At 64.4% G+C, this 21,219-nt stretch carries 17 protein-coding genes and 1 tRNA gene; 16 read left to right on the top strand and 2 right to left on the bottom strand.

Going from position 1 to position 21,219, the window contains the following annotated elements; all coding sequences use genetic code 11:
• Nucleotides 1-113: 113 nt before the first annotated feature.
• Genes FJ222_00910 through FJ222_00930 form a run of 5 tightly spaced genes read left to right on the top strand, consistent with a single transcriptional unit; the run spans nt 114 to nt 6,692 of the window.
• Nucleotides 114-557, top strand: coding sequence for a hypothetical protein (locus FJ222_00910; GenBank protein ID MBM4162998.1), 444 nt, complete (start codon nt 114-116; stop codon nt 555-557).
• 9 nt (nt 558-566) lie between these two features.
• The gene (locus FJ222_00915) at nt 567-1,931 is read left to right on the top strand and encodes a phosphomannomutase/phosphoglucomutase (GenBank protein ID MBM4162999.1); all 1,365 of its coding nucleotides are present in this window, start codon (nt 567-569) and stop codon (nt 1,929-1,931) included.
• A 35-nt stretch (nt 1,932-1,966) separates the two neighbouring features.
• Entirely contained in the window at nt 1,967-3,817 is a 1,851-nt protein-coding gene (locus FJ222_00920) for a glycoside hydrolase (GenBank protein ID MBM4163000.1), read from the top strand.
• Nucleotides 3,814-5,751 (top strand): ATP-dependent helicase, encoded by a 1,938-nt coding sequence (locus tag FJ222_00925; GenBank protein ID MBM4163001.1) that lies wholly within the window; start codon nt 3,814-3,816, stop codon nt 5,749-5,751. The genes FJ222_00920 and FJ222_00925 overlap by 4 nt, the downstream gene beginning before the upstream one ends.
• Nucleotides 5,752-5,777: 26 nt before the next feature.
• Nucleotides 5,778-6,692, top strand: a complete 915-nt coding sequence (locus tag FJ222_00930; protein MBM4163002.1) for a D-hexose-6-phosphate mutarotase — start codon at nt 5,778-5,780, stop codon at nt 6,690-6,692.
• A gap of 1 nt (nt 6,693) precedes the next feature.
• Here the strand turns inward: FJ222_00930 and FJ222_00935 are convergent, their stop codons facing one another.
• Both FJ222_00935 and FJ222_00940 read right to left on the bottom strand, forming a co-directional pair.
• Nucleotides 6,694-8,193: a hypothetical protein gene (locus FJ222_00935; GenBank protein MBM4163003.1), complete on the bottom strand. Its 1,500-nt coding sequence runs from the start codon at nt 8,191-8,193 to the stop codon at nt 6,694-6,696.
• Nucleotides 8,190-8,600 carry a hypothetical protein gene (locus FJ222_00940; GenBank protein MBM4163004.1) on the bottom strand — a complete coding sequence of 137 codons (411 nt, stop codon included), beginning with the start codon at nt 8,598-8,600 and terminating at the stop codon, nt 8,190-8,192. The genes FJ222_00935 and FJ222_00940 overlap by 4 nt, the downstream gene beginning before the upstream one ends.
• A gap of 372 nt (nt 8,601-8,972) precedes the next feature.
• Here FJ222_00940 and nusA point away from each other — a divergent pair, with 372 nt between their 5' ends.
• From nusA to FJ222_00995, 11 genes are all read left to right on the top strand, one after another.
• Nucleotides 8,973-10,229, top strand: coding sequence for a transcription termination/antitermination protein NusA (gene nusA, locus FJ222_00945; protein ID MBM4163005.1), 1,257 nt, complete (start codon nt 8,973-8,975; stop codon nt 10,227-10,229).
• Nucleotides 10,230-10,728: 499 nt separating this feature from the next.
• On the top strand, nt 10,729-12,750 hold the full coding sequence (gene infB, locus FJ222_00950) for a translation initiation factor IF-2 (protein MBM4163006.1): 2,022 nt from the start codon (nt 10,729-10,731) through the stop codon (nt 12,748-12,750).
• A 3-nt stretch (nt 12,751-12,753) separates the two neighbouring features.
• Nucleotides 12,754-13,134 (top strand): 30S ribosome-binding factor RbfA, encoded by a 381-nt coding sequence (gene rbfA, locus FJ222_00955; GenBank protein MBM4163007.1) that lies wholly within the window; start codon nt 12,754-12,756, stop codon nt 13,132-13,134.
• 80 nt (nt 13,135-13,214) lie between these two features.
• On the top strand, nt 13,215-13,970 hold the full coding sequence (gene truB, locus FJ222_00960) for a tRNA pseudouridine(55) synthase TruB (protein ID MBM4163008.1): 756 nt from the start codon (nt 13,215-13,217) through the stop codon (nt 13,968-13,970).
• Entirely contained in the window at nt 13,858-15,219 is a 1,362-nt protein-coding gene (locus FJ222_00965) for a DUF1343 domain-containing protein (GenBank protein MBM4163009.1), read from the top strand. The genes truB and FJ222_00965 overlap by 113 nt, the downstream gene beginning before the upstream one ends.
• 87 nt (nt 15,220-15,306) lie before the next feature.
• Nucleotides 15,307-15,390 (top strand) — tRNA-Leu (locus tag FJ222_00970).
• Between the two features lie 123 nt (nt 15,391-15,513).
• A complete protein-coding gene (locus FJ222_00975) occupies nt 15,514-17,367 on the top strand; it encodes an ABC transporter substrate-binding protein (protein ID MBM4163010.1) in 1,854 nt (617 codons plus the stop codon).
• 62 nt (nt 17,368-17,429) lie between these two features.
• Entirely contained in the window at nt 17,430-18,233 is an 804-nt protein-coding gene (larE, locus tag FJ222_00980) for an ATP-dependent sacrificial sulfur transferase LarE (GenBank protein ID MBM4163011.1), read from the top strand.
• Nucleotides 18,230-19,267, top strand: a complete 1,038-nt coding sequence (gene hydE / locus FJ222_00985) for a [FeFe] hydrogenase H-cluster radical SAM maturase HydE (protein MBM4163012.1) — start codon at nt 18,230-18,232, stop codon at nt 19,265-19,267. The genes larE and hydE overlap by 4 nt, the downstream gene beginning before the upstream one ends.
• A gap of 793 nt (nt 19,268-20,060) precedes the next feature.
• Nucleotides 20,061-20,798, top strand: coding sequence for a hypothetical protein (locus FJ222_00990; GenBank protein MBM4163013.1), 738 nt, complete (start codon nt 20,061-20,063; stop codon nt 20,796-20,798).
• A 32-nt stretch (nt 20,799-20,830) separates the two neighbouring features.
• Nucleotides 20,831-21,172 carry a P-II family nitrogen regulator gene (locus FJ222_00995; protein ID MBM4163014.1) on the top strand — a complete coding sequence of 114 codons (342 nt, stop codon included), beginning with the start codon at nt 20,831-20,833 and terminating at the stop codon, nt 21,170-21,172.
• The last annotated feature ends 47 nt before the right edge of the window (nt 21,173-21,219 follow it).

Consider the following 21,219-nt stretch of genomic DNA (forward strand, 5'->3'; position numbering starts at 1 on the left):
ACACTGTGGATTCGCAATGCTTGTTTCTGGACTTGCCCCGCGTGACGGTTTGTGATTACATGTGCCCAAGGGAATCAGGAACCGGAGCACACACCTCCTCAAAGGGCTGACGTATGCAGGATCCGGGAGCGGTTATCGAAGTGGATGAGACGGGCGAACCGATCACGCGGGTGGATCTGCAGCTCGAACGGGAGAAAATCCAGCTCGAGCGTGAGCGAATGGCGCTGGAGCGCGAGAAGCTGGTGACCGAGCGCGAACGGTGGAAGCTGGAGGATGGCTGGCGGCAGGCCAGCGAACGGGTCGTTAAGATCCGGATGGGCACGGTGTTCTTGATCGGCGCCTGCTGCATACTCCTCGGCTATGTGATGGGCGGCATCTGGCTGGCCTCGCAGCAGGAGCATCTGCGCGAGAAACGCGAGGCCGTTGCCGCTCACCGGCGGCAGGAGCTGGTCCGGGCGTTGAGGGCCGACACCAACAGCGCCAGCCGCGCGGAAACGCTGCTCCAGACGCTTCAGGGACGCGACGGATCGGGCGGCATCCTGCTGTTCCTGGACTGAGGGCGTACCATGAGCGCTTTCAAGGCCTACGACATCCGCGGGGTCTACGGCACCGACTTTGACGCAGAAACGGTCTACCGGATCGGACGCTGTCTGCCGGAGCTGCTGGGCGCGCGTCGGGTGTTGGTCGGGCGGGACGCGCGGCTGTCGTCGCCCGCCATGCGCGACGCCCTCGTCCGCGGCCTCACCGAGGCGGGATGCGCCGTCGATGATTTGGGGCTCAGCACCACGCCGATGGTCTATTATTTCACAGCCATCGACGGTTACGACGCCTCGGTGCAGATCACCGCGTCTCACAATCCGGCGGACTATAACGGTCTCAAAATCTCTCGGCGTGAGGCTGTCCCGGTGGGCTATGCCACCGGCCTGTGCGAGCTGGAGCGCCGGATTGGAGCGGCCGGTCTCCCGCCGCCGGCCGCGCAGCTTGGCGCGTACCGCCTGATCGACCGCACCGCCGCATTTCTTGCCTTCCTGCGGACCTGGCTGCCCGACCTTTCGGGGCTGCGGCTCGCGATCGATTGCTCCGACGGCATGGCGTCCCTGCTGGTCCATGAGCTGTTCGGCGACGGGACGGTCTATCTGAACGACACTCCCGACGGCCGGTTCCCTCACCATGCGCCCAATCCGCTGGAGATCGAGAACTGCGCGGCCCTCATGGCCGTGGTGAGGGCGCGCCACTGCGACGCGGGCGTGATTTTTGACGGCGACGCCGACCGGGTGATGTTTATCGACGAAACGGGCGCATTCATCCAGCCCGACCTGCTGATTCCGATCATCGCGCGCCGTTTTCTCCGCGCCGAGCCCGGGGCGCGGGTGATCCACGACATCCGCACCTCGCGCGGCGTGATCGAGGCGCTTTGCGCCGACGGCGCCGAGCCGGTGATCGGCAAAGTGGGCCACGCCTTCGCCAAGGTCCTGCTGCGCGCCTGTGGCGCGGTATGCGGCGGCGAACTGGCGGGCCACTACTACTTTCGCGATTTCTGCTGGTGCGACTCGGGCGAGCTGGCCGCGCTCATCGTCCTGGGCCAGTTGGCGGCGGCCCGCCGTTGCGGCGAAACCTTCAGCGACCTCATCGCCCCCATCCGGCGTTACGCCACGACCGGCGAGGTCAACTTCCGCGTCGAGCGGAAAGACGACGCCATCCGCGCCGTGCGCGCCGCCGCCGAGTCGCACGGCCCGCCAACCACGGTCTATGACTTCGACGGGCTGCGCCTGGAGTTCCCCGCGTGGTGGATCAGCGTTCGGCCCTCCAACACCGAGCCCTACCTGCGGCTGATCATCGAGGCCGCGACGCCCGAAATGCTCGCCACCCGCCGCGCGGAGCTGGAGGCGGCGCTCGGGCCGTTTCTGTTGTCCCGCGCGGCTCAGGTGTGACATACTACCCGGACTCTTTGCAAGGAGGCACGCTCATGTCTGTGACAACCGTTTGGGATGACCTGATTCCGGTGCCGCGCCGCGTCGAGGCGCAGGCTGGCGTGTTCGCCGGGAACGGCGGGGTGATCGCGCTCAGTGGCCCGGTCGCCGAACTGCTGCCCGCGCTCCAGGCGTTGGAGGCGGACTTCGGTCCGGCGTGGCACCCGGCTGTCAATCCGCCGTCGGCCGACGTCCAGCGCGCCGCCGTTCGGATTGAGTGTCAGCCGGGCAGGCATCCAGCGCAGGGGTACGCGCTGCACATCGGCGTCGACTCGGTCACGATCGACGCCTCCGACGCGGCAGGGCTGTTTTATGCGGCAATGGCGCTGCGTCAGATGCGGCGGCTCACGGGCGGGGCGCTGCCCGCCTGCCGCATCACCGACCATCCCGACTTCCCTGTGCGCGGCGTGATGCTCGACATCAGCCGTGACAAGGTGCCGACGATGGCGACGCTGTTTGCGCTGGTGGATCGCCTCGCGGAGTGGCGTATCAACCATCTGGAGCTCTACACCGAACACACGTTTGCCTATTCCGCCCATGCGGCGGTCTGGCAAGCCGCCAGCCCCATGACCGCCGAGGAAATCCGCAGTCTCGATGCCTATTGCAAAACGCGCTGCGTGGCACTGGTGCCCAACCAGAACTCGTTTGGCCATCTGGAACGGTGGCTCACGCATGATGCCTATCGTCCGCTGGCCGAGTGCCCGGACGGCGGCTTCCTGTTCCCGTGGTCCAAGACCCCGTGTCCGCACCCGTTCAGCCTGTGTCCAACCGACTCCGCGAGCGTGGCCTTCCTTCGCGGGCTCTACGCGGAGCTGCTGCCGCTGTTCACCGCGCCGCTGTTCAACGTCGGCTGTGACGAGACATGGGATGTCGGCTGCGGGCGGTCCCGTGATCAGGCGGCGCGCATCGGGCGCGGGCGGGTCTATTTCGACTTCCTGCTGGAAATCCACAAGCTGGTTTCGGCGCACGGGCGCACGATGACCTTCTGGGGCGACATCATCATCCATCATCCCGAGCTGGTGCCCGAGCTGCCGCGGGACGTCATCGCGCTGGAGTGGGGCTACGAGGCGGACCACCCCTATGCCGCGCATGGCGAGAAATTCGCGGCCGCAGGCATTCCGTTCTTCGTTTGTCCCGGCACCTCAGCGTGGAACAGTCTGGCGGGGCGCGTGACCAATGCCCGGGCGAATCTGGTGTCGGCGGCCGAGAACGGGCTCCGCCACGGCGCCTCGGGCTATCTGATCACCGACTGGGGGGACAACGGCCACTGGCAGACACTGCCCGTGAGCCTTCCGGGGTTCGTGACGGGCGCGGCGGTCTCGTGGTGTCTGGCCGCCAACCGGAACCTGAATCTGGCGGCCGTGCTCGACCGTCAGGTCTTTCAAGACGCCGCCGGCGCGCTCGGCCGGGTGACGCTCGACTTGGGCGATGCCTACCTGCGCTGCGGCCGGCAGCTCTCCAACAGCACCGAGCTGTTTCACATTCTCTGCAACGGACGCGACCGGCAGCCGGGGGCGGGTGTCACCGATGCCACCTTGGCGGTGGTGGCCGAAACGGCCGCCCGCGCCGCCGCCGCCGTCGAGCAGGCGCGGTGCGCGGCACCCGACGCGCACGCGATGGAAGAGGAGCTGCGCCAATCGGCGCATCTCGTGGCCCATGCCGCCTCGCGCGGCCGCGTTCTGCTTGCAGGCACGCTGACCGACGCATCCACGCGCACCGCACTGCGCCGCGACTGGGAGGCGCTCGTCGCCGGGCACAGCCGCGTGTGGCTCGGGCGCAACCGTCCCGGCGGCCTTGCCGATAGCCTCGCCCGGTTTGACCGGGCGGGCGGAGACTATGCCCCATGATTCCGTACGAAAAAATCCTCAATCCCGAGCAGCGGCAGGCCGCGACCGCTGGCGACGGCCCGATGCTCGTGCTAGCTGCCGCTGGCACGGGCAAGACCCACACCATCGTCTATCGCGTGGCCTATCTCCTCGAGCGGGGCGTGCCGCCGGATGCGATTTTGCTGCTGACCTTCACCAACCGCGCCGCACTGGAGATGCTCGAACGGGCGCGGACGGTGTGCGGCGACGCCGTCGGCGGCGTCTGGAGCGGCACCTTCCACCATGTGTGCAATCGCTTCCTGCGCCGCTATGCCGACCGGCTCGGCTTCCGCAACGACTTTACCATTCTGGATCGCGACGACGCCCGTTCGCTGATTGAAGGCTGCGTGAAGGAGCTGCGTATCCAGTCGAAGGACTTTCCAAAAAAGGATGTGCTCGCCAGCTTGTTCAGCAACGCCGCCAGCCGGGGTCTGGCCATCGGTGACGTGATTGACGAGAACCTCGAGGCGCTGCGGGTGGACGTCGCCGACATCATCCGCGTCGGCGAGGCGTACGCAGCCCGGAAAGTCGGTTTGCAGGCCATGGACTTTGATGATCTGCTGACCCACGGGCTGCGGCTCCTCACCGAGCATGCCGACATCTGCAGGGGCTATCAGGAGCGATTTGAGCACATTCTGGTCGACGAATATCAGGACACCAACGGCCCGCAGGCGAAGCTGGTGGATCTGCTCGCCGCGCAGCGGCGCAACGTCATGGCCGTCGGCGACGACTTTCAGTGCATCTACTCCTGGCGCGGCGCCGACTTCCGGAACATCATGGATTTTCCCAAACGCTACCCGTCGTGCGCGCTCGTCACGCTCGAGCGCAACTACCGCAGCGGGCCGGAAATTCTGGCGGTGGCCAATGCGTGCATTGCGAGGAACCCCGACCAGTTTCAAAAAGTGCTCCGGGCGACGCGGCCCGAGCGGGCCAAGCCGCGGGTGCTCCGGCTGCGCGACGGCAACGAACAAGCCGATGCGGTGATCCGGCTGATCCGCCGCTACCGCGACGACGGCTACCGCTTCGCCGATATGGTTGTGCTCTATCGCGCCCATTTCCATTCGATCGAATTGCAGGTTGCCTTGGGGCGCGCGGGCATTGCCTGCCGGATCACCTCGGGCGTGGGGGTGTTTGAGCAGGCGCACGTCAAAGACGTGCTGGCGATGCTGCGGGTCTGCGCGCGTCCCGATGACCGCCTGGGCTTTGATCGCCTCCTGGGGATGCTGCGCGGCGTGGGCATCAAGACACTGGATGGCTGGTGGGCCAAGCTCGGCGAGCGATTCGACGCCGCCAACCCGGCGCAGCGCCAGACGCTGGCGGCGCTGATGCGGCCGTCTATGCGTGGCGAGTGGGAGCCGATCGAGAGGCTTCTCGCGGAGTACCACGACGAGGGACTCGCTTCCAACGGCGGGGAGTTGATCGAGCGGTTTTATGAGCGGTTCTACAAGACGTACCTGGCCCGCACCTACGAATTCGCCGACCGCCGCGCCGAGGATATCCGGGAACTCGAGGTCCAGATCATGCGCGCAGCCAGTGTGCCTGCCTTTCTCTCGGAGGTGGCGCTGCTGACCAATGTGGATCACGAGTACAACCGCCGGAATCGCGGCGAAGAAGAGGATGCGGTGCAACTCGGCACGGTCCATCAGGCCAAGGGGCTGGAGTGGCCGGTGGTCTTTGTGATCTGGGCCACCGAGGGGATGTTTCCCTCGAGCCGCACCTTGGACGATCCGGGTGGCGATGCCGAAGAGCGCCGGCTCTTCTACGTCGCCGTGACCCGCGCCCGCGACGAGCTGGTGCTCGCCGTTCCTGAGATCCGCCGCACCCGCGACGGCGGCATGTTTTTCTGCAAGCCCTCGCGGTTCATCAGCGAACTGCCGCGCGGACTCGTTCGGGAGTCTTTTGGCACCCGGATCTAGACGATGTTCACTCTGGAGGATTACCCATGCACTATCCCGACATTGCTACCCTCAACACCCGTTACGGCGCGCGGGGCAGGATCGCGTTCCGCGCGAGCGAGAAGGGACTGCCCATCGCCGCGCTTGCCGGCGTCACCGGCTCGTGCGAGGTCTCGCTCTATGGTGGCCACGTCCTCTCCTACCGGCCGGCCGGACACCTGCCGGTCTTGTTCATGAGCAAGTCCTCACGGTTCGAACCCGGAAAACCGATCCGAGGTGGAATACCGGTCTGCTGGCCGTGGTTCGGCCCGCATCCGGTCGATCCCTCCCTGCCCGCGCACGGCTTTGCCCGGATCGTCCCGTGGCGGCTCGCGGCGACGGAATACACCTCGCGCAGCGCCGAGATTCGGCTGGCGCTGGACGACACCGACCAAACCCGCGTCTGGTGGCCTCACCGTTTTTCCCTCACGCTCCGCGTCGCGCTCGAGAATGCGCTCAAGGTGGAGCTGACCACCCGCAACAACGACACCCACCCCTTTACGGTGAGTGAGGCCTTGCACAGCTATTTCGGGGTGAGGCAGATTATGGACGTGACCGTGCGGGGACTCGAGGGGGCGGCGTTTACCGACGCGGTCACCGGCACCGCCGGATGCCCGCAGGAAACGCCGCTGGTGATCCGACAGGAGGTGGATCGCGTCTATACCGACACCGAGGCGGAGTGCGTCATTGACGATGCCGGCTTGGAGCGGCAGATTGTCGTGACCAAGCGGGGCAGCCGCACGACCGTCGTCTGGAACCCATGGATCGACAAGGCGAAGCGGATGCCCGACTTCGGTGATGATGAGTACACGCGCATGATCTGCGTCGAGACCGCCAACGCGCGAGGAAACGCCCTCTCCCTGGAACCCGGCGAATCCCATACCCTCGTCACAACGATTTCGGCCGATGCGAAGGCGGAGTGACCTACAGCGCCGGGCTCATGAGATTGAAGAAGTTTTCGAGGTAATGGGCGTAGCGCGGCCGCGCGCGCCAGGCCGCGAGGGTGATTTCATCGGCGCGGGCAAAGTCGTCCAGCAGGGTCTGCTTGAGCCGCGCGGCAAATTCCGGATCGAACGCCACGAGCGTGGTTTCGTAGCTAAGCCGCAGACTGCGCGCGTCGAGGTTGGCGCTGCCGATGAGCGCGATCCGGCCATCAACCACCAGCGCCTTGGCATGGATGAACGGCGGGCGGCGCAGGAAGAGACGCACCCCGGAAAGCAGCAGCTCGTCATAGGACGCGCGGGCGGCCCAGTCCACCGACGGATGGTTGTTGACCGCCGGGAGGAGCACCTTGACGGCGACGCCGCGGAGGGCGGCGGCACGAAACGCCCGCCTCAAATCTTCGGAGAGTACCAGGTAGGGCGTAACCACCAGCACTTGATGGCGGGCGGTTCCGAGCAAGGTGAACAGGGCGTCCACCAGCGGCTGCTCGATGGCATTGGGGCTGGCGTTGAGCAATCGCAGAGGCGTCTTCCCGGCAGCCTCAGACTGAGGGAAATGTCCGGGGACCAACAGCGCGCGGGCGTCCTCGTCGCACATGTAGAACCAATCGCGCAGGAAGGTGTATTGCAGTTCCAGCACGGCGGGACCGCAGACGCGGAAATGATAGTCGTGGATCGCCTCGCGGCGCGATCCCGGAAGGTAGACATCGTGAAAATTGACGCCGCCCAGAAAGCCAACCCGGCCATCAATAATCAGATTCTTGCGGTGGTTGCGCAGATTGAGCTGAAACTGCCGTTTGATGAGATTGGCCTGGGTGAAACCGACGCAACGCATGTTGGGAACGCGGCTGTACCGGCGGAAAAGCCCGGTGAGGTAGGCCGCCCGCGAGCCGTACTGGTCAAACAGCACCCGCACCTGGATACCCGTCCGCGCCTGATCGGCGAGACGGTCCAGCAGGGCGCGCCCGACGGCGTCACGGCCGATGATGTACGACTGCACATGGATGTGGTGGCGGGCGGCGGCGATCGCCTTGAACATGGCATCGAGCGCCAGACCGCCGTCCGCGATGACCTCGACCGCGTTGCCGCCGAGCAGTGGATGATCGTGTGCGACGCGGTCGAGGATGGTGTTGACCGCCGCCTCTGCGGAATCCGGCGCCAGCGGCGGACAGCACCCGGCGCGCAACGCGCGCCAATAGGCCAGCGGCTGTTCCTCCTGCTCGGTCTGAGAGCGGGTCGAGCCGAACCGCACGTCCGAACGTAGCTTGTGCCAGCCGCGTCGGGGCACGTGGTTGATGCCAAAAGCCAGATAAGTGAGCGGCCCGACAATTGGGAAAAGGCCGGTGACGAACAGCCACAGCAGCGTCGAGCGGGGTTCGCGCGGCAGCCGCAGACAATGCGCGGCGACCATCAGGAACGCCAGAATGTGGAGCAATGTTCCCAGTTCGAGCGACGGCACGTGTTCCATATTTGACAGATTCATGCCCGGTCCTCCGCAGCGTCAAGCGACAAGTCGCCCGCAATCTTCCAGACTGCACCGTCGCGAATCAGGCTGAGTTTCCGCCCTGGAAAGGCTTCGGGGAGGCGCGCGCGGAGGCGCGTGATCGCCTCCTGCTCAATGGTTGCGCGATCAGCGGCGCTCACCGGCTCCAGCGTGGAAAACCCGATCGTGAGCACATAGCCTGGCCCGACCTCCGATCCGAAGCCGGCCGTGAAGTTGGCGGTGATGCGGAAGAGCCCGTCATACTGCCGATTGCCCGTTGCACCGTTGGCTGGCCGGACCGGGTGCAGGTTGTACAGCTCGCCGAAACGCGCCTCCAACTCCTGATCCACCTCCTGCAAGATCGCATCCAACCGCCGTTCCCATTCCTCTACCAAAGGATGTCGCATAGTGTCTACCATTATAACCCAGCCCGCCAGCCAGCAGCCCGTGTTGCACGGGATGCTGGCTAGCGGGACCGCGAAATCGCGGACATCGGAGATACGCAAATAATAGCAAAATTTTTCCATCTCTTGTGAAATTTGTGCCTCCTCGACGTTTGATGTTTGGCAGACTCATTGCCTCTACCCTGGGGGCATTTACTTTGACAAGCCACCCAAAATAAATTGGATTGCAATGGGAGTTGACAACGATGGGGGGCTATCTGTATGCTTATCAAGCCCGTTAATAGTGGACTGTAATAACGAGTGGGGTCCACCCACTCTTTTTTATTGGAAGCCCGATCCCCTTGACCGGGTTCTTTGAAAGCAGGTTGAACGGCCATGAACAACGAATTGTTGACCGTGATCAGTTACTTGGAGCGCGACCGCGGAGTCGACCGAGAAGTCATCATTCATGCTATTGAGTCGGCGCTGCAGCAGGCCGGTCGGAAGGGCTTGTCCGGAACAGGCGATACCCGCGTCCAGATTGATCGCAAGACGTTCGAAATCAGGACGTTCGAGATGTGTACGGTGTCGGATATGGAGATTGGCCACGGTTTTGTCACCCTCCGCCGCGCCCGTGAGATCAACCCCGCCGCGCAACCCGGTGACACCATCGAGGTGGAGGGTCCGGCGGGCAAACTGGGCCGCATTGCGGCCCAGACCGCGCGCCAGATGATCGTGCAGAAACTCCGACAAGCCGAGCGGGAGAATGTGTTTGATGAATTTAAGGACCGGATCGGCGACATTGTCAGCGGCTCGGTTCGCCAGATCATCCACCGCGACCTGATTGTCGAGCTCGGTAAGGTCGAGGCGATCATCCCGGGCAAGGAGCGGATACCCACGGAGGAGTATCAGGTCGGCGACCGCATCCGTGCCTATGTCCATAGCGTCCAGACCAATGCCAACGGCCCCGCCGTGATTCTCTCCCGCGCCTGCCCCGAGTTCGTCAAGGCGCTTTTTCGGCTGGAGGTCTCGGAAATCGCCGATGGCATCGTCGAAGTGATGGGCGTGGCCCGCGATCCCGGCTACCGTAGCAAGATCGCGGTCCGTTCGCACGATGAGAAGGTTGACCCGGTCGGCGCGTGCGTCGGCCTCCGCGGCAACCGCGTCAAGAACATCGTCCGAGAGCTCTCGGGCGAAAAGCTCGATATTGTCCGCTGGCACGAGGACATCCGCCAGTTCGTGACCCAGGCGCTCGCGCCCGCGCATCTTTCGGAAATCACCATCGATCCGAACCTGCCGTCAACTGTGGCGATCCTCGTGGAACCCGACCAGCTGTCGCTGGCGATCGGTCGGCATGGCCAGAACGTCCGGCTGGCGTCGCGCCTGACCGGCTGGCGCATCGACATTCAGAAGCGCGAGGCGGCCGAGTCCTTCGAAGAGCAGGTGACCCACGCCATCGATGCGCTGGCCGCGATTCCCGGTATTTCCCGCGAGGACGCCGATCTACTGGTGACGAACGGATTCCTGACGGCCGACGGCATCCTGACCACCGAGATCCCCTATATTATGGAAGTAACCGGTTTGGACGAAACCAACGCCAAGCGCATCTGGGAGGCCGCCGCGGCCACCGCATCCGGAGAGGACGGCGAATAAGACGATGAGAGTATTCGAACTTGCCCGGTCGCTCAATACGACGAGTGCCGATGTGCTGAGACTGGCCGCCGCCTTGGATATCGAGGCGTCCACGGCGCTTTCACGCTTGGAAACGACTGACATCGCCACCATCCGTGCCCGGGTCGTCGCCGCGCCCGACACCGACGCCGCCAGCCGCGTCGAGCGCCGGGAGGCGAAGCGCCAAGCCAACGCCGTCCAACGTGCGGCACGCGAGCGCGTCGAAGCCGACGCGCTCGCAGCCGCCATCAGCCGCTCTCTGGCAGCCGAGGCCGAGGTCCGCGGACTCCCTCCCCCCCAACTGGCGGCGCCCCAGTTGGTCGTGCAACCGGAAGCGCCAATCCCGACCCCCGCTGCTGCACCTGCGCAACCCGCACCGGTCGCCCCGCCAGCGGTTGTCGCACCGGTCGCTCCACCACCGGTTGTCGCACCAGTTGCCCCACCGGCCGCCAAACCCGCCATCCATCCGGCCAGACAGAAAGTGACGCCCCCCCCCGCCAGCGCCGAGGAGCGGACCGACCCAGACGAAGAGATTGCCGCTACGTGGAACGCCCGCCCGCCGCCACGCATGGTTGCCAACAAGCCGCCGCCGATAAAACCGTCGCAGACTAGCCGCGATCACGGCGATCTCGCGCGTCGCCAGCCCCCCTCACGCCCCCCCCCACCACCGCCGATGCCGTTCGGGCGCCCAGCCGCCAACGCTCCCGCGCCCGTCGAAGCGGAACGCGTCATCCAGTTGCGCGGCGCCACGATTGTCAAGGACCTTGCAGAACTGATTGGGTTGCGCCCCAACCGGGTGATCGCCGACCTCATGCACCTGAACGTTCTGGCCTCGATCAACCAGCGCGTCGAACTGGACGTGGCGACCAAAATCGCCGAGAAATACGGCTTCAAGGTCGAAATCGAACGCCAGAAGCGCTCCACGGAACGCAAGCCGGTCTTGCGCCGTGACGACGCCGACGACGTGATTCCTGACGATAAGCCGGAAGATCTCGTTCCCCGCCCTCCCGTCGTCACCTTCCTCGGCCATGTCGACCATGGCAAGACCTCGCTGATGGACCGGATTCGCAATGCCCAAGTGGCCTCGGGAGAGGCGGGCGGCATCACCCAGCATATCGGCGCGTACACGGTCGATGTCAACGGCCGACGAATCACTTTTCTCGACACCCCGGGCCACGCCGCCTTCTCGGCCATGCGCGCCCGCGGGGCCAGCCTCACCGATATCGCCGTCATCATCATCGCCGCCGACGATGGCGTGATGCCTCAGACCAAGGAGGCCATCAAGCACGCGAAACAGGCCGGCGTCCAGATTCTGGTCGCCATCAACAAGTGCGATCTGCCGCAGGCCAAGCCCGAACTTGTGCGCCAGCAACTCTCGGGAGAAGGCCTCACCCCCGAAGAGTGGGGTGGCGACATCGTCTGTTGCGAGGTTTCCGCCATGACCGGAAAAGGCCTGGATCACCTGCTTGAAATGATTCTGATCCAGGCCGACGTTCTCGAACTCACCGCCAGCCTCAGTCGGCGCGCCGACGGCTATGTGATCGAGGCGCAGCTTGAACAGGGTCGCGGGCCGACCGCCAGCGTACTGGTCTCGGGCGGCATCCTCCGCGTGGGCGACGTCATCCTCTGCGGCGAACATTTCGGGCGGATCCGCGGGCTGATCGACGACCGCGGCCGCAAGGTCAAGGAGGCCACGCCCGGAACCGCCGCGCGCATCATGGGCCTTTCCGGTGTCCCCGAAGCGGGTGCCCACTTCCGGGTGATGCTCAACGAGAAACGGGCGCGCGAGTTGGCAGAAAAAGAGACCGAATCGCGCAAACTCAGCGAGCTTTCGTCGTCGGTGGCCACCTCGCTCGACACGCTCATGCAGAAGTACCAGGAACAGGGCCAGTTGGAAATCCACGTCATCGTCAAGGCCGACATGCAGGGGTCCTGCGAGGCGATCCAGGATTCGCTCAACAGCATCAAGAGCGCGAAAGTCGCGCTCCAGATCGTCAGCAGCGGCATCGGCCTCATTAACGCCAACGACGTCCAGCGCGCGGCCTCGGGCCGCGCCATCATCGTCGGCTTCCACGTCGGTTGCGAACCGGGCGTGCAGAGCCTCGCCCGCCATGACGGCGTGCGCATCAGCACCCACCGCATCATCTACGAGCTGATCGACCATGTGAAGCAGGAAATGCTCAACATGCTCCATCCCGAATACAAGGAGATCATCCGCGGCCATGCCGAGATCCGCGCGACCTTCAACCACGGCAAGCGGGGCATGATCGCCGGCTGCCAGATGCTCGACGGCATGCTGCGGATGGACTCGCGGGCCCGCGTGTTACGACAGACTCAGGTGGTCTTTGATGGCAAGTTCCTCTCGCTGTTCCACTTTCAGGATGAAGTCGCCCGTGTGGACGGATCGCAGGAGTGCGGCGCACGCTTCGTCGACTTCGCGGCTTTCGCTGTGGGGGACATCATCGAGTGCTATTCGCTCGAAGAGAAGGAACGGGTGCTCTAGGCCATGGCCGTCGACCGCCTGGAACGGGTGAACGCGCTGCTCCGCCGTGAGATCGGCGAGGCGCTCTATCATGTCTTCAACGGCGAGATCGACCTCGCGGCCGTGACGATCACCCGCGTCGAGACCGCGCGCAACCTCCGCACCGCCAGCGTCTCGGTGTCGGTCTTCGGCCATGAGTCCGAACGCGGCCGGATCCTGCGCGCCCTCGCCGACAAGCATTCCGCGCTTCAGGCCATGATCAACCGCGATTGCCATCTCAAATACACGCCCCGCCTCCGCTTCATACTCGACACCTCAATTGAAAAGGGCGATCACATCCTCGCCCTCCTCGGCAAGATGGACGGGGAAGTCGAGGATGAGATGAATCCACCGGAATCAAACTGAATGACTTGTCCCGCGACTCGCTTTGATGCGGGCGCTGACCCTTTACCAGCCACCCTCCACCCTCTGTTATCCTCATGCCCATGATCCGCACCTTCTCCGCCCCGCCACCCGTCGAGTACGGTCCGTTCGACGGCTTGCTGCTGGTCGACAAGCCGGCCGGACCGACGTCCCATGACGTTGTCCATAAGATTCGCAGAACCTTCCGCATCGAGAAGGTCGGCCACGGCGGCACGCTCGACCCGGCCGCGACGGGCCTGCTGGTCATCCTCCTGGGCCGGGCCACGCGCCTCTCCGACCAGATCATGGGGGGCGAGAAAACCTACGCGGGAGTCCTCCGCCTCGGCACCGTCACCAACTCTCAGGACTTGGATGGCCAGATCATCGCGGAACAGCCCTTCGACGCCGTCACGCGCGATCAGGCCGAGACGGCGCTCGCAGCCCTCCGCGGCGACATCTACCAGACGCCCCCCATGGTCTCGGCGATCAAGCTCAACGGCGTCCCGCTCTACAAGCTGGCCCGCAAGGGGCAGGAGGTGGCGCGCGAACCGCGCCTCGTTCACATCTTCCGCTTCGCCATCACCGCCTGGGTGCCGCCGCTGGTCTCCTTCGAGGTGCGCTGCACCAAGGGCACCTATGTCCGCACCCTCGCCCACGACCTCGGCCAGGCGCTCGGCTGCGGCGCCTGCCTGCACTCCCTCCGGCGCACCGCCTCGGGTTCGTTCGATGTCGCCGCCGCCGCCCCGCTTGACGCCCTGCTCGCCGGATCCAAGGAGTCTCTCGCAGCCCGGATCATCCCCTATATGCAAGTCGGCCCGGTCCTGGCCTCCCCCCGCTGATTGCGACACACCGGATCACGCTCGCCCATGTCAACCCTGGAGGCATCTGGAATTGAACATCAGGGAAGCATCCGCACCGCGAACCGTCCGCACCGGTCTTGACCGCGCCTTGCGCGCGGACGGCGAGGTGTTCCGGGGCAGGCGGCTGGCGGTGTTGTGCAACCGGGCGGCCGTCGACGGAACGGGACGGCCGATCGTGGAGGCGCTCACGCAGGTCCCGGACCTGCGCCTGTGCCGCATCTACAGTCCGGAGCACGGGTTTGCGGTGAACGCCGAAGCCGGTGAACACGTCGGCTCGCGGACCGTCGGGCCGGTGCCGGTGGTCAGCCTGTACGGGGATCGTTCACAACCCTCGGCGGAGGAGCTGGCGACCATTGATTTGTTTGTGGTCGACCTCCCCGACGTCGGGGCGCGCTACTACACCTACATGGCCACGATGAAGGCCTGCATGGCTTCCTGCGCGGCCCACGGCGTTCCGATGCTGATCCTCGACCGCCCGAACCCGCTGGGCGGCGTGATCCGCGAAGGCGCCGTCGCCGCCGTCTTCGGCTCGCTGGTGTGCTGTGCCCCGATTCCGATCCGCCATGGCCTGACGCTGGGCGAGTTGGCCCGTTTCTTTCAAGCCTTGTTCTTTTCTGGAACCGATCTGCGGGTGGACGTTCTGACCGTCGAAAATTGGCGGCGCGACCGGATGTTCGCCGAGTGCGGACTGCCGTGGGTGGCGCCTTCGCCGAATCTCCCGGGCGTCGAGAACGCCCTGATGTACGTTGGCTCTTGTCTGTTGGAGGGTCTAAACCTGAACGAGGGACGGGGAACAGAAACGCCGTTTCTCCTGTGCGGCGCGCCCTGGCTGGCGCCGGAGCCGGTCCTGGCGGAGATCCCCGAGCCGGAGCGAACAGGCGTGGCGCTGACGGCCGTTCGGTACACGCCCCGTGCGATTTCCGGCAAGGCCGCCAATCCCCGCTATCGTGATGCCGCCTGCCAAGGCATCGCGATGCGGGTGACCAATCCGCAGGCTGCTCGTCCGCTGACCACCGTCCTCGCGCTCATCGGCGCCATTTGGCGGCGACATCCCGAGTTGGAATGGACGCCGTTTTTCGATACCTTGGCCGGAGGCCCGTGGATCCGGGAGCAGATCCAGTCAGGGTGTTCATGCTCCGACAGCCTTGTTGGTATCCGGGAGGACCTTGCGGCGTTCGACACGAAACGGCCGTTGCTCTATGCGCCTGAGCCCCCGGCGAATGGATGAGCTTCCGGCGTCTCCAAAAAACCTGACTGGTTTTGCTTGCTTGCCGCCCATGTGCTGGTGTAAGGTATGCGCGTTTCGCATCACACCGCTCGGGTGGTGGAATGGCAGACACGTATGTTTGAGGGGCATATGGGGAAACCCGTGGGGGTTCAAGTCCCCCCCCGAGCACCACTCTTAAACAGCGTAACATGTAAAAACCAAAACATGTTGCGCTGTTTTTTGTTTTTTACTCGGGCTCAGATATGGCCCTTCTGGGTTATCGCGGGAATGATTCATTAGGCGCTCAAGCAAAAAATGACCCACGCAATATGCTATACTATCGCCCTGACAGGAGGTTTGCGCATGCGTTACCTACGCCCCAGTCTCTCCCTCGCCGCCGGGCTCGTCCTCTTCACGGCCGCCTGTGCGCGGGCCGATGAGCAGTTCCCCAAGCCCGATTGGACTGATCGGCCCAGCCCGCTTGCGTCTCCCCACGCCATCCCGGGCGGCGCAATCACCCTCTCCGGCATCCAGCCCAAGAGCTTCAACGGCTACCTCGATAATTTCCGCTCCACTCAGGAGGTTTTCGACATGATGTACGAAACCCTCCTCGGCACCGATCCCCTCACGACCGATCTCGTTCCGGGACTGGCCAGCCGGTGGACGGTCTCGGACGATAAGCAGACCTTCACCTTCCACCTCGATCCTGCCGCTCGCTGGTCCGACGGCAAGCCCGTCACCGCCGCCGATGTCCGCTGGACCTTCGACGCGATCATGGATGCCAAGAACGAAACCGGCCCGCACAAGGTGTCGCTCGGCGTCTTTGCCCCGCCCGAAGTTGTTGACGAGCGGACGGTCCGCTTCACGGCCCGCGAGGCTCACTGGCGCAATCTCCTCGCCGCAAGCGGATTCGCCATTCTTCCCCGCCACGCATTTGAGGGGCTTGATTTCAACACGATCAACTTCGAGTTTCCCGTGGTCTCCGGCCCCTACCGCTTTGCGGCGATGCGCGAAAACAGCGATCTGCGCCTGGAACGCCGCGCCGACTGGTGGGCCCGCAACCGCCCGTCAAACGCCGGCATCTACAACTTCCAGACCCTCATCTACCGCTTTTTCACCGATCAGGACAACGCCTTCGAGGCGATGAAGAAGGGCGACATTGATGTCTACGCCGTCTATACCGCCCGCATCTGGGCCAACGAGACCCGCGGTCCCCGCTTCGACAACAACTGGATCGTCCGCCGCCGCGTGCGGAACCACAACCCCGTCGGATTCCAGGGATTTGGCATGAACCTGCGGCGCCCGCCTTTCGACGACCTGCGCGTTCGCCACGCCCTCGCCGCCCTCCTCGACCGCGAAACCCTGAACAGCACACTGATGTTCAACGCGTATTTCCTGCATCGCTCCTATTTTGAGGATCTCTACGACGCCCGCACCCCCTGTACCAACACGCTCATCGCCTATGATCCCGTCCGAGCCTCGGCCCTGCTGAAGGAGGCCGGTTGGGCCGCCAACCCCAAAACCGGCGTCCTCGAGAAGGAGGGCCGACCGCTGGTGATCCGCTTCCTGACCCGCGACGGCGGAGGCGACCGCTTCCTGGCCATCTATGCCGAAGCCCTCAAAAAGGCGGGGATCGACCTCGTCATCGAGCGCAAGGATTTCGCCTCGTGGATGCGCGACATGGATGCCTTCAATTTCGACATGACCTGGTGCAGTTACGGCAGCGGACTCTTCCGCGACCCCGAACACATGTGGCACTCGCGAGAGGCCGACCGCCCTGCGGGCAACAACATCACTGGCTTCAAGGACTCCCGCGTCGATGCCTGGATCGAGAGCCAGAAGACCGAGTTCGACCCCGCCCGCCGCAACACAATCCTCCGCGAGATCGATGGCGTCCTCGCCTCCAGCGTCCCCTTCGTCCTCCTCTGGAACAGCGATGCCACCCGCCTCCTCTACTGGGATAAGTTCGGCATGCCCGACACCGTCCTCTCCAAATACGGCACGGAGGGCGCCGTCGTTGCCTACTGGTGGTTCGACCCTGACTCGTCCGCCGACCTCAAGACGGCCATGACCGCCGGCAAGCCCCTCCCCGCGCGTCCCTTTGAAGTTGATTTCGACACGGTCTTCAAGGCAACGGCCCCCGTCCGAAAGAAGGCGGACACGCCGTAGCGGCCAGCGCCGCACGATTGATTTTCTGACGACACCGCTTCCACAATCGATCAGGGCTCATCATGACCTTACCGGACTCCTACCTCGCGATCCAAACGTCCTTGCGCGCGCTGGGCCGCGTCGCGGTCGCCTTTTCCGGCGGCGTCGACAGCACGCTTTTGCTCAAAGTCGCTGCCGACACGCTCGGTCCGTCCCATGTCCTGGCCGTCATCGGCGACTCGCCCAGCCTGCCGCGCCGGGAAAAGTCCGATGCCGAGGATCTGGCCGCCGGCATGGGCGTGGAACTGGTGGTGGTCCCAACCGGCGAAATGGACAATCCTCAGTACGCCGCCAATCCCAGGAACCGCTGCTATTACTGCAAGCAGATGCTAATGGCTGCGGTGAGCAAACAGGCCGCAGCCCGGGGCATCACCGCCGTGCTCGACGGCCAGAATGCCGACGACCGGAGCGACTGGCGGCCGGGCAGCCAGGCGGCCCGCGAATGCGGCGTGCGCAGTCCGCTGCAGGAGGCCGGCCTCACCAAGGCCGACATCCGCCTCCTCTCCGAAAGCCTCGGACTCCCCACCTCCCGCAAGCCGGCCATGGCCTGCCTCGCCTCGCGCCTCCCCTATGGCACACCCGTCACCCCCGCCGCGCTGCGGCAGATCGAAGCCGCCGAGCAAAGCCTTCAGGACGCCGGCTTCGCCACCGTGCGCGTCCGCCATCATGGCACCGTCGCACGCATCGAGATCGACCCGGAAGAGGTCCCTCGCCTGCTCGACCCCTCCACCCGTCTCCGCATCTCCACCGCCGTCAAGGCTGCGGGCTTCACCTTCGTAGCCCTCGACCTCGACGGGTATCGCACCGGGAGCTTGAATTCGCCATGACCTTCCCCTCCGCCCTAGATGCCATCCTCTCCGGCACGCCTCCCGGCGCGGATGCGATCGCCGTTCTGATTGGCTGTGGCGACACCGACGCCCCGCGCCTCTACGCCGCCGCCGACCGGGTCCGCGCCGCCACGGTCGGCCCGGACGTCCACCTCCGCGGCCTGCTCGAGTTTTCCAACATCTGCCGCCGGAATTGCGACTATTGCGGGCTGCGGCGCGACAACGCCACAGTCGAACGCTACCGCCTCACCCCCGACGAGATCATCGCCGCCGCCTGCGAAGCCGAGACGCTCGGCTTTCCCTCCATCGTCTTGCAATCCGGCGAGGATCTCTGGTTCACCGCTCCGCGTTTGGCCGAGATCCTCCGCGCCATCAAGGCTCAAACGTCCCTGGCCATCACCCTCAGCGTCGGCGAGCGCAACGAGGCCGATTATCGCCTCTGGAGGGAAGCGGGCGCCGATCGCTATCTGCTGCGCATTGAGACCACCGATCCCGCCCTGTTCCGGAGGCTGCATCCCGATGACGACCTGGAGGGGCGCAAGGCCTGTCTACACGCCTTGAAGCGCCTCGGCTACCAGCTCGGCTCCGGCGTCATGGTCGGCCTGCCCGATCAGACCCCCGCCGCGCTTGCGCGCGACGTCCTCTGGCTCTGGGAACTCGGCGCCGAGATGATCGGCGTCGGACCGTTCATCCCACATCCCGAGACGCCTCTGGCCGATGCCGTGGGCGGCACGTTTGAACAGGCCTTGCGGCTCGTCGCCGTCCTCCGTCTGGTCTTTCCCCTCGCGCACATCCCAGCCACAACGGCCATGGCCTCACTCGACCCCCTCGGCCGCGAAAAAGCCCTCCAGGCCGGCGCCAACGTGGTGATGCCCGCAGTCACGCCCACCGACCGCCGACCGCTCTACGCCCTCTATCCCGGCAAGATTTGCCTCGACGACAACGCCCGCAAATGCCGCGGTTGCATCGAGGCCCGCATCCGCGCCATCGGCCGCACCGTCGCCACCGGCCCCGGCCATGTCATCCGGCGCTGATTCCACGCTCCAAAATGGCAATCGGAAATTGGGGACGCTGCCGCTTCCGTTTGAGTGACTCGATGCAAACGGCATCTTGCACGCGCTCAAGGACCGTTTTGCGCGCGATGCCGCAGAAGACGCCGCCCAGACCTACCAGCATGAATACGCCCGCACCCTCGCCATGATGTGGGAACACACCCACCGGCCGCCGCTTCTACGACACCCTCGCGCTCCTGGCCATTACCGCCGCCCTGCGCGGCATCGAAGAACGCCCCTTCGACGCCGGCGTCACAGCCGACATCGGCCGGATCGTGCGCGGAATCGACGCCATGCGAGCGGTGGATAGGGGTACGGCGACGGTATCCCGGCGACGTAGCAGCCTGTTGTTGAAAAGAGTGGGGCACCAATTTGGAACTCAGGAAATCAGGATGGACAGAAACCCGGTCTCTTTGCTCTCCAACCCAACCTTCCTGTTTTCCTGAGTTCCAGATTACGGAAGGTTAGCCCCCTGTCGGGTCAGAGGTTAATCAGAAAGCCGTCCCTTGGAAGTTGTCTCATTTCTTAAGTCAATAATGTAATTACATATAATTGTATAACATAAATGTATTTTTATTATTCTTTCGGAAACCTTCAACAATAATGAATATAATAGCTGCAACGTGTTTCCAATAAGTGAGTTAGAGGACTTGATGAACATCTCGTTGCGTGTTGGTATAGCGGTTGCGTATGGAGACAGCATCCAGCGGAGGCTGGACGAACAAGATGAGTCAACGTAACGTCCGCCACAGGTGGACAGAAATGAGAGAGCATCATGAATAGGGCAGAGCGCTTCATGGAAGTGGCTTTGGGTGTGGCATCCGTTCTGGTTGGGGTGACCGTGCCTCACGGGGCACATGCGGTTGACGCAACGGTGGGGATGGACGTGGCGTCGGCCTATGTGTTTCGCGGCAACACGTTTAACGACGGTCCCGTGGTGCAGCCAGCGTTGTCCATCAGCACCTTCAAGCTCAGCGAGGAGATCACGTTGCCACTGACCCTGGGTGTGTGGGGCAATATGGACATTGGGACTTACAATCACACGCTCGATAAGGGCCAATTCTCGGAGGTGGACTTCACGGCGTCTTATGCCTTGCCGAAGGTGATTGATAAACTGAGCTGGTCGGCAGGCTATTGCGAGTACGTGTATCCCGGCGGCGCGGCGTCGGACCGCGAAGTAAACCTGGGATTCACCGTTGACTCGTTGCTCTCGCCGTCGCTGACGTTCAATTACGGGCTGGATGGCGCGTTGCGGGATAGCACGTACATTGAGGGCGGTCTCAAGCACGCCTTCAATCTGGATCCGGTGACGCTCACGCTGGGCGGCACGCTCGCTTACCAGATCGCCCCGGGATTCGACGCGTCCGGGTTCGGTCCGCTGATGCTGACGGCCTCGGCGTCCTACTCGATCCTGACGGCGTCGATCAGCTACGTGGCCGAGATCGAAGACGATGTGCTGGCGAATTATGATGTCAAGGTGGTTGGCAAACTGGGCATCGCGTACACGTTTTAATCGGGCGTGCAAGCGCGACCAAGGAGGAATACATGAAACTGATCGTTGCATACATTCAGCCGGATCGGCTCAACAGCGTCAAGCAGGCGTTGTTCGAAAAGGAGATTCACAAGATGTCGGTCACCAACGCGCTGGGCTGCGGACAGCAGATGGGCTACACCGAGTCCTACCGCGGCGCCGATGTGGAGGTCAATCTGCTCAAGAAGGTGCGGATGGAGATTGCCGTCAACGAGCCCTTTGTGCAGCCATGCATCGAGGCCATCATCAAGGGGGCGCGGACGGGGCGGATCGGCGACGGCAAGATCTTTGTGATGGATCTTGCGGGGTGCATCCGCATCCGCACGGGCGAACAGGGCAACGAAGCGATCGGTTGAACGGGTAGTGATCACGACTGACAAACAAACGGTTGCGAGGATTCGCG

It is taken from the genome of Lentisphaerota bacterium, from assembly GCA_016873675.1.
Classification (GTDB): Bacteria; Verrucomicrobiota; Kiritimatiellia; order RFP12; family JAAYNR01; genus VGWG01.

Excerpts from the sequence above, each read along its gene's own strand:
- rbfA (MBM4163007.1), top strand. The coding sequence starts at position 12,754 with ATGGCCGTCGACCGCCTGGAACGGGTGAACGCGCTGCTCCGCCGTGAG.
- nusA (MBM4163005.1), top strand. The coding sequence starts at position 8,973 with ATGAACAACGAATTGTTGACCGTGATCAGTTACTTGGAGCGCGACCGC.
- FJ222_00940 (MBM4163004.1), bottom strand. The coding sequence starts at position 8,600 with ATGCGACATCCTTTGGTAGAGGAATGGGAACGGCGGTTGGATGCGATC.
- FJ222_00915 (MBM4162999.1), top strand. The coding sequence starts at position 567 with ATGAGCGCTTTCAAGGCCTACGACATCCGCGGGGTCTACGGCACCGAC.
- FJ222_00910 (MBM4162998.1), top strand. The coding sequence starts at position 114 with ATGCAGGATCCGGGAGCGGTTATCGAAGTGGATGAGACGGGCGAACCG.
- larE (MBM4163011.1), top strand. The coding sequence starts at position 17,430 with ATGACCTTACCGGACTCCTACCTCGCGATCCAAACGTCCTTGCGCGCG.
- FJ222_00995 (MBM4163014.1), top strand. The coding sequence starts at position 20,831 with ATGAAACTGATCGTTGCATACATTCAGCCGGATCGGCTCAACAGCGTC.
- truB (MBM4163008.1), top strand. The coding sequence starts at position 13,215 with ATGATCCGCACCTTCTCCGCCCCGCCACCCGTCGAGTACGGTCCGTTC.
- FJ222_00935 (MBM4163003.1), bottom strand. The coding sequence starts at position 8,193 with ATGAATCTGTCAAATATGGAACACGTGCCGTCGCTCGAACTGGGAACA.
- FJ222_00930 (MBM4163002.1), top strand. The coding sequence starts at position 5,778 with ATGCACTATCCCGACATTGCTACCCTCAACACCCGTTACGGCGCGCGG.
- FJ222_00925 (MBM4163001.1), top strand. The coding sequence starts at position 3,814 with ATGATTCCGTACGAAAAAATCCTCAATCCCGAGCAGCGGCAGGCCGCG.
- FJ222_00975 (MBM4163010.1), top strand. The coding sequence starts at position 15,514 with ATGACCCACGCAATATGCTATACTATCGCCCTGACAGGAGGTTTGCGC.
- hydE (MBM4163012.1), top strand. The coding sequence starts at position 18,230 with ATGACCTTCCCCTCCGCCCTAGATGCCATCCTCTCCGGCACGCCTCCC.
- FJ222_00965 (MBM4163009.1), top strand. The coding sequence starts at position 13,858 with ATGTCGCCGCCGCCGCCCCGCTTGACGCCCTGCTCGCCGGATCCAAGG.
- FJ222_00990 (MBM4163013.1), top strand. The coding sequence starts at position 20,061 with ATGAATAGGGCAGAGCGCTTCATGGAAGTGGCTTTGGGTGTGGCATCC.
- FJ222_00920 (MBM4163000.1), top strand. The coding sequence starts at position 1,967 with ATGTCTGTGACAACCGTTTGGGATGACCTGATTCCGGTGCCGCGCCGC.